Here is a 7,345-nt window from a genome sequence, read left to right as displayed (position 1 = left end):
GCGCGGCGATCGTGGCCCCCGCCGGGACGGCGACCGTGACCGTGGCCCGCGCCGTGATGGCGATCGTGGTCCGCGCCGTGACGACCGTGGTCCCCGCCGAGACGGCGGCGATCGCGGCGAACGCCGTCCGCGCAGCGAAGAAGGCGGCGACACCGGTCTGCCCAGCTTCCTGACCGGTAACGACGACTGACGCTGCCGCCTTAACGGCCAAGCAAACAGGAGGCCGCGCTTCGGAAACGAAGCGCGGCCTCTTTTTTGTGGCCACGACGCGCCCGGACAGTTTGTCGCACCCTCAGGCGGTCAAACAGGCAAACATGATGCCGCGGAGGCCGTCAATTCGGTCTTCCAACGGCGAATCGCCTAATCAATACAACAATGTATTCGCACAATAATCATTCGTTAATTATTGTAATTTATTTGTTAATTATCACGTTGAATTCACGCTTTACTTATGGGGTGCGCAATTGAGTAGCACTTGAAATCCTCTCTGCACAATCTCGAATGAAACCTGTTCAAACATGACCCGTATCTTATTGCAGCTCCAAGTAATTGGGGCGCTGATTCACCCCTGAGGGAGGAACAGGGCAATCGGCAATTCAGGGTCTTTTTAGCAGGGAGCGTAAAATGACCATATTGCGCAATAATATTACCGCCACTCTGGAGCCGTCATCGTCCTCGATACATCGCATCCGCGCCGGCATATTGCGCTGCAGCGTATCGATTGCCGCCGTTTGTGGCATGACTGGAATCGCAACCGCGCCTGTTCATGCGCAGGCCGCATCGGTGGTCAGCGCCTGCTCGGGTGTCAGCCTGCCCCGGTCGGTCGTCACCGACATTGTCCGCGATCCGCTGCTGGGCATCGTCAATCCCATCCAGAGCACGGTGAACAATATCCTCGGTGTCGTCGGGGTGATCCCGATCGTTGGCCAGGTGTTCCCGCCGCTCAACATCAATGTCAGCGGCCTGCTGAGCACGGCCGCTTCAGGCGCGCCCATCTCGCTGTCGGTTCTCGACAACAACGGGACCATCATCGGCCCGTCGGACCAGTGCAACAGCATCGCCGACTCGTTCCAGCTCAACACGCAAGGCGGCATCGCCATCGGCGGCAATCGCATCACCGGCCTCGGCTCGAACGGCCTTGACGCGGTGGCCGGGGAAGCCGGCTCGATTGCGTTCGGCAACAGTGCCGTCACGGCGGCCGCGGCGACCAATGCGGTTGCGCTTGGCACGGGTGCTACGGTGACGGCGGCCAATGGCGTTGCCCTGGGTGCCGGCAGCGTTGCGGACCGGGCACCCAGTGCTGCCTATGCTGCCTATGGCCTGGCCACACCGCAAGCTTCGGCTGGCAGTGTTTCGGTGGGCGCACCGGGCGCAGAGCGGCAGATCACCAACGTCGCGCCCGGTTCGGCGCCGACCGATGCGGTCAATGTCGCCCAGCTGGCGGCAGTGTCCACGACGGCGGCCAATGCCGTTCAATATGATGTGGATGGCGGCGGTAACCGGCTCAACAGCATCACTTTGGCCGGCGGAGCGGCCGGGCCGGTGACCATCACCAATGTGGCCGATGGCACTGTGGCCGCGGGCTCGAGCGACGCCGTGACCGGCAACCAGCTGTTTGCCACCAACAACCAGGTGGCAACCAACACCACCAACATTGCCACCAACACGACGAACATCGGCAATATTCTGAACGGCACCGCCGGGCTGGTGCTGCAGGCCGGGGGTTCGCCCGGTGGGGGCGCCATCAGCGTTGGCGCGGCGACCGGCGGCACGAGCCTTTCAGTCTCCGGCACCGATGGCAACCGCCTGGTCTCGGGCGTGGCCAATGGCAATGTGGCGGCTGGTTCAAGCGATGCGGTGACCGGCGACCAGCTGTTTGCCACCAACAGCCAGGTGGCGACCAACACCAGCGCGATTGCCACCAACACGGCGAACATCGCCACCAACACGGCGAACATCGCCAGCAACTCGACCGCAATCACCACGCTGGCGGCCGGGATCGACAACGGCACGCGCGGCCTGGTGCAACAGGCCGGCGGCGCGCCGGGAGCGGGCATGATCAGCGTCGGCGCGGCCACGGGCGGCACCATGATCAATGTCGCCGGCACCGATGGCAACCGCGTGATCTCGGGCGTGGCCGCAGGGGTGGCGGCCACCGATGCAGTCAATGTGAGCCAGCTGGCTGGCGTGGCCGCCACAGCAGCCAATGGCGTGCAATATGATCAGGACGGTGGCGGCAATCGCCTGAACATCGTCACGCTCGCCGGCGGCGCTGCTGGCCCTGTCACCATCACCAACCTGGCTGACGGCACGCTGGCAGCAGGATCGCGCGATGCTGTCACCGGCAGCCAGCTGTTTGCCACCAACACCCAAGTGGCGGCCAACACCAGCGCCATCGCCACCAACACCGCCAACATCGCCACCAACACGACGAACATCGCCAGCATCCTGAATGGCACCGCCGGCCTGGTGCAGCAGGCGGGTGGGTCGCCCGGCACCGGCATGATCAGCATTGGCGCAGCCACGGGCGGCACCATGGTCAGCGTTGCCGGCACCGACGGCAACCGGGTGGTGTCGGGAGTCGCCGCCGGGGTGGCGGCCACGGATGCGGTCAACGTGGGCCAGTTGGCCAGCGTGGCCGCCTCCGCCGCCAACGCCGTGCAATATGATCTGGATGGCGGCGGCAACCGCCTGAACAGCGTCACCCTGGCCGGCGGCACTGCCGGGCCAGTCACGCTGACCAATGTCACCGACGGCACAGTGGCTGCGGGCTCCAGCGATGCCGTCACCGGCAATCAGCTGTTTGCCACCAACAGCCAGGTAGCGGCCAACACCAGCAGCATTGCCGCCAACACCACCGCCATCTCGGCCAACACCACCAACATTGCCGCCAACACCACGGCGATCACCCAGCTGGCAGACGGCATCGACAATGGCACGCGCGGTCTGGTCCAGCAGGCGGGCGGTGCGCCGGGTAATGGCCAGATCAGCATCGGCGCCGCCACGGGTGGCACCGTGATCAGCGTTGCCGGCACCGATGGCAACCGCGTGCTGTCTGGCCTCGCTGCCGGTGTCGCCGGATCAGACGCGGTCACGGTCGCGCAGCTGAACCAGCTGACCGGCGGGAATCTCAACGCCGTCCAGTATGATGACGACGGTTCGGGCGGCCGCAGCAACCGCGTCACGCTGACCGGTGGCAGTGCCGGCCCAGTGTCGATTACCAACCTGGCCGACGGCACGATCGCGGCCGGTTCCAGCGATGCCGTCACCGGCAGCCAGCTGGCCGCCACCAACCTGGTCGTCAGCCAGACCTCCACCACCGTCAACGCCATCGTGCAGGGCCAGGCCGGCGCCTTCCGGTCCGACAACACGGCGGGCGCGGCGGCCCCGGCGGCAACCGGTGCCAATGCCACGACCGGCGGCTTTGGCGCCGTGGCCAGCGCCGTGCAATCGGTGGCGCTGGGCAATGGCGCGATCTCCACCGGCATCAATTCGGTGGCGATCGGCAGCGGGTCCTCGGATGGCGGAGAAGCCAATGTCGTCTCGGTCGGCTCGTCAAGCCAACTGCGCCGGCTGACCAATGTCGGCCCCGCCATCAATGGCACCGACGCCATCAACCTGAGCCAGCTGCAATCGGCAACCACCCAGTTCCAGGGCAGCATCAACAACCTGCAGGGGCAGATCGCCGGCTTGCAGGGGCAGATCAGCAACCTCAGCTTTGATGTGCGCAACGTCCAGCGGCGGGCCAACGCCGGTGCGGCCGGGGCCATGGCCCTTGCCGGCCTGCCGCAGGCCTTTGTGCCCGGCAAGGGCATGATCGCAGCGGCCATCGGCGAGTTCGAAGGCGAGGTGGCCTTTGCCTTCGGCCTGTCCAAGGTGATCGGCAACCAGACGGTGGTGCGCGCCGGCAGCACCTTCACCAGCCGCGGACCGAAAGGCTTCAACGCCGGGGTCGGCTATCAGTTCTGACGGAGGGCCGAGCAGCGGGGCCGGAGCGCGTGTCGCTCCGGCCCTTGCCTGTGTGTTCATGCGCCACAATTGATGCGCCGTCGCGGCGACGTCGGTGATCCAGGCGGGACCTTCATGGTTCAATCGCGATAAAGGCGCAGACCCGCCGCCGGCAGCCCGAAGGTGCGCCGGAAGGTGCGGCTGAAATGCGCCGAATCGGCAAAGCCGGCCTCGTGCGCCGCCTCGGTCAGGGACAGGCCAGCGGCCATGTGCGCCACGGCCTGTTCCAGCCGCAGCCACAGCACATAGGTCTTGAACGGCAGCCCGGTGGCCGCCGCAAACAGGTGCCGCGCCCGGCTGGGGGACAGATGCACCGCCGCCGCTGCCGAAGGCAGGGTGACAGCGCCACCCAGCCGCTGCCGGGCATGAACAATCATCGCCAGCACGCGCGGATCGGCGGGCGGCCGCGCGTCGGCCGTCGCCAGCATTGCCTCCAGCCGGCGGCCAGCCTCCCGCACCTCGTCGGCCGGGCAGCCGCGATCGAGGCAGGCGCGCAGATGGGCAATCGCCTCGACCAGCGGGCCATCTTGCACATTGGTCCATGGCTTCTCCGCCAAATAGGCCGCGCGCACGCTGCGGCCGGCGGCGCTTTCAGGGGCGATGAACAGGAAGGCCACGGCGCCGCTCGCCCGGAAATCATGGCGCACGTCAGAATCGACGATGCTCACCGGCCCGGCCAGAGTGGCACCGGCCACGCCGATCTCGAAGCCGCCCTTCACGCAGAAGGTAACCTGAATGGCGTGATGGGCATGGGGCCGCAGGCCTTCCGGCACTGGCGTTGCCTCCAGCAGCCAGAAGCTGGCGCCCTCCCACACCATGATGCGGCCCTTGCCAAGGATCATTTTGGTACCGCCCCTTCCCCCCATCGTCGGCGCCAGGCGCAGACATGGCAAGAACAGCCGCTGCGTTCAAGCGCCGGCGAGCTCCGGCGCATAGAGGAGGGGCTCCCCCAACCAAGGCAAAGGAGCCTGACCAATGACCAAGACCTGCCAATGCAACCCCTGCACCTGCCCCCCCAAGTGCAGCTGCGCCGCCCCGTCCAAGGCCTGCACCTGCGGCCCCAACTGCAAGTGCGGCCCCGATTGCAGCTGCAAGAAGTGAGACCAGGGCGGCAGCGCTGAAGCGTCCGGCCCAACCCGGATGGCAGCGCTGCCGCTGGTCTGAGCCAAACGGAGAGACCAACAATGGCCCTGTTTATTGGAACCCTGCTGGCGCTGGCCAGTTGCACGCTGGGCCGCTTTGCCGGCCTTGATCGCGACCGCGCCTTCTATCCGATCATGATGATCGTGATCGCATCCTATTATTGCCTGTTCGCCGCGCTTGATGGCGCCCCCGAGGTGCTGGCCGCCGATACCGCGGTGGCGATGGGCTTCGTCCTCGCCGCCGTCATCGGCTTCCGGACCAGCCCCTGGCTGATCGTGGCAGCGCTGGCCGCGCACGGGCTGATGGACATGGTTCATCACATGATGATCGACAATCGCGGCGTGCCGGGCTGGTGGCCGTCGTTCTGCGGCGCCTTCGATCTGACCGCCGCCCTCTGGCTGGGCCTGGCGACCGCTCGGCGCCGCCCCAGCGCCGGCCGCGTCTGATCAGAATTTGAAGCGCAGTCCGACGATTCCGGCCGTGGTGTCGCCAAACGGGAAGCTGATCGTCTGGACGACGTTGAAATCAATGGCGAAGGCCTTGCTGGCGTTGAACGACAGGCTGGCGCCCACCTCGCCCCAGCTGCCGCTTTGCGCCGGCGTGTCGGCAAAGCGCGGCAACAGCGCGCCGCGGCCGCCGCGCGTGCTGCCGCCAAAGCCGATCTGACCCACGGCGGCGATATTGCTGGCGGTGCTGAACGCCGCTGAAACGCCGATGCTGCCGGCAACATTGGCGAACAGGTGCGTGAGGCTGGCCCCAGCGGAACCGGTGACGCCATCACTGGCCTGGCGCTGGCTGCCGATCGGGCGGCCGGCAGGACCGAACAGCGCGATGGCGAAATCGATCCGGTTATAATCGACCCCCAGCGAGGGCGACAGGAACAGCCGGTCGCTGAGTGCGATATCATAGCTGACGCTGCCGCCGACGGCGAACAGGTTCCCGGAACGATCCACTGTGATGGCCTGGCCGGCCTCGGTCCGGAAAGCCGCGGCGTCGAACGATCGCGTACCAAGCGAGACATAGGCATCAAGGCCCAGGTTGCCGACATAGGTGCCGCCCGACAGCGTGCCGATCCAACTGTCGGCCGGGATGGTGGCGCCGCGGGCATCACCGCTGCCCACGTACGTGCCTTCCAGCTTCAGCCAGCTGTTGCCGAAATCGCGGGTCAGGCCGATGGCGCCGAATGGCTGATCAGCCTGGGCCTGGATGGCGGTGATGCCGCCGCTGGCCGACAGCGTCCAGCCAGTGTCATCGCTGTCCTTGGCATGGGCAGCCCCGGCCAGCACCAGCGCCAAAGACGCCACCCGCAACGCAAAATTCATGTCTTTTCCCCATTGATGATCGGCGATCCTGGCGTGTTCAACGCGGCAACGGCGACAATCCTTCGCGCGCTCCCGACGATTTTTTCGGGAACCGCGAAGGAATCGCCCAGCGCCTGCGTTGAACCTGCTGCGAACCGATGAGCGGAGACGCGGATGCTGATGGAACGGCTGGCCGACGCCAGCCACAGCGACGACGGATTGATGGCAGCCAGCGCCAGCGGCGCGGCCGACGCCTTCCGTCTGCTCGTCGATCGCCACAGCCCGGCGGCCTGGCGGCTGGCCTGGCGACTGACCGGTGATGCCCAGGAAGCGGAGGACATGGTGCAGGAAGGCTTTGCCCGGTTGTGGCGACAAGCGCCGCGCTGGCAGGCGGGCCAGTCGGGGGTTGGCGCGTTCCTGCAGCGGGTGATCACCAATCTGGCCATCGATCGCAGTCGCCGCCAGCGCCCGCAGCTGATGGACGAACTGCCCGATGATCCGGACCCTACGCCATTGGCCGACGCGCTGCTTGCCGAAGCGGATCTGGCCACCCGCATCCAGGCCTGTCTCGCCGCCCTGCCCAATCGGCAGCGCGCGGCCATCGTGCTGACCTATTGGGAAGGATTGACCGGGCCGATGGCCGCCGAAACCCTGGCGCTGAGCCCGAAGGCCTTTGAATCGCTGCTGATCCGGGCTCGCACCGCCTTGAAATCGGTGCTTGTCGCCGCCGGGATCGACACCAGCCTGTTGCCGGGAGTCGCGCCATGAGCCCCGCCATCACCGACGCCGATCTGGCCCGCCTGCTCGGCGCCGCCGACGTCGCCCCGCCCATGCCGGCGGGCCTGGCGGATCGCATCATGGCCGGCCTGCCGGCCACCACGCCGGTCGTGCCG

Annotated in this window: 5 protein-coding genes; 3 read left to right on the top strand and 2 right to left on the bottom strand. The window is 66.8% G+C overall.

What is annotated here, in order from left to right; translation table 11 throughout:
* The first annotated feature begins 738 nt into the window (after positions 1 to 738).
* Positions 739 to 3,969 carry a YadA-like family protein gene (locus tag GJ693_RS12315; RefSeq protein WP_197042163.1) on the top strand — a complete coding sequence of 1,077 codons (3,231 nt, stop codon included), beginning with the start codon at positions 739 to 741 and terminating at the stop codon, positions 3,967 to 3,969.
* A 119-nt stretch (positions 3,970 to 4,088) separates the two neighbouring features.
* On the opposite strand, the gene GJ693_RS12310 is transcribed toward GJ693_RS12315, so the two are convergent.
* Positions 4,089 to 4,850, bottom strand: coding sequence for a helix-turn-helix transcriptional regulator (locus GJ693_RS12310; RefSeq protein ID WP_197042162.1), 762 nt, complete (start codon positions 4,848 to 4,850; stop codon positions 4,089 to 4,091).
* A 342-nt stretch (positions 4,851 to 5,192) separates the two neighbouring features.
* Here GJ693_RS12310 and GJ693_RS12305 point away from each other — a divergent pair, with 342 nt between their 5' ends.
* Complete coding sequence (locus GJ693_RS12305) at positions 5,193 to 5,597, top strand: hypothetical protein (protein ID WP_156256588.1); 405 nt, start codon at positions 5,193 to 5,195, stop codon at positions 5,595 to 5,597.
* On the opposite strand, the gene GJ693_RS12300 is transcribed toward GJ693_RS12305, so the two are convergent.
* On the bottom strand, positions 5,598 to 6,473 hold the full coding sequence (locus GJ693_RS12300; RefSeq protein ID WP_156256587.1) for an autotransporter domain-containing protein: 876 nt from the start codon (positions 6,471 to 6,473) through the stop codon (positions 5,598 to 5,600).
* A gap of 153 nt (positions 6,474 to 6,626) precedes the next feature.
* Here GJ693_RS12300 and GJ693_RS12295 point away from each other — a divergent pair, with 153 nt between their 5' ends.
* Positions 6,627 to 7,220, top strand: a complete 594-nt coding sequence (locus GJ693_RS12295) for a sigma-70 family RNA polymerase sigma factor (protein WP_156256586.1) — start codon at positions 6,627 to 6,629, stop codon at positions 7,218 to 7,220.
* Positions 7,221 to 7,345 lie beyond the last annotated feature (125 nt).

The sequence above is a fragment of the Sandarakinorhabdus oryzae genome (assembly GCF_009733735.1).
Taxonomy (GTDB): domain Bacteria; phylum Pseudomonadota; class Alphaproteobacteria; order Sphingomonadales; family Sphingomonadaceae; genus Sandarakinorhabdus; species Sandarakinorhabdus oryzae.
Note: the sequence above shows the minus strand (reverse complement) of the source record. Positions and strands in the feature narration are given on the sequence as shown.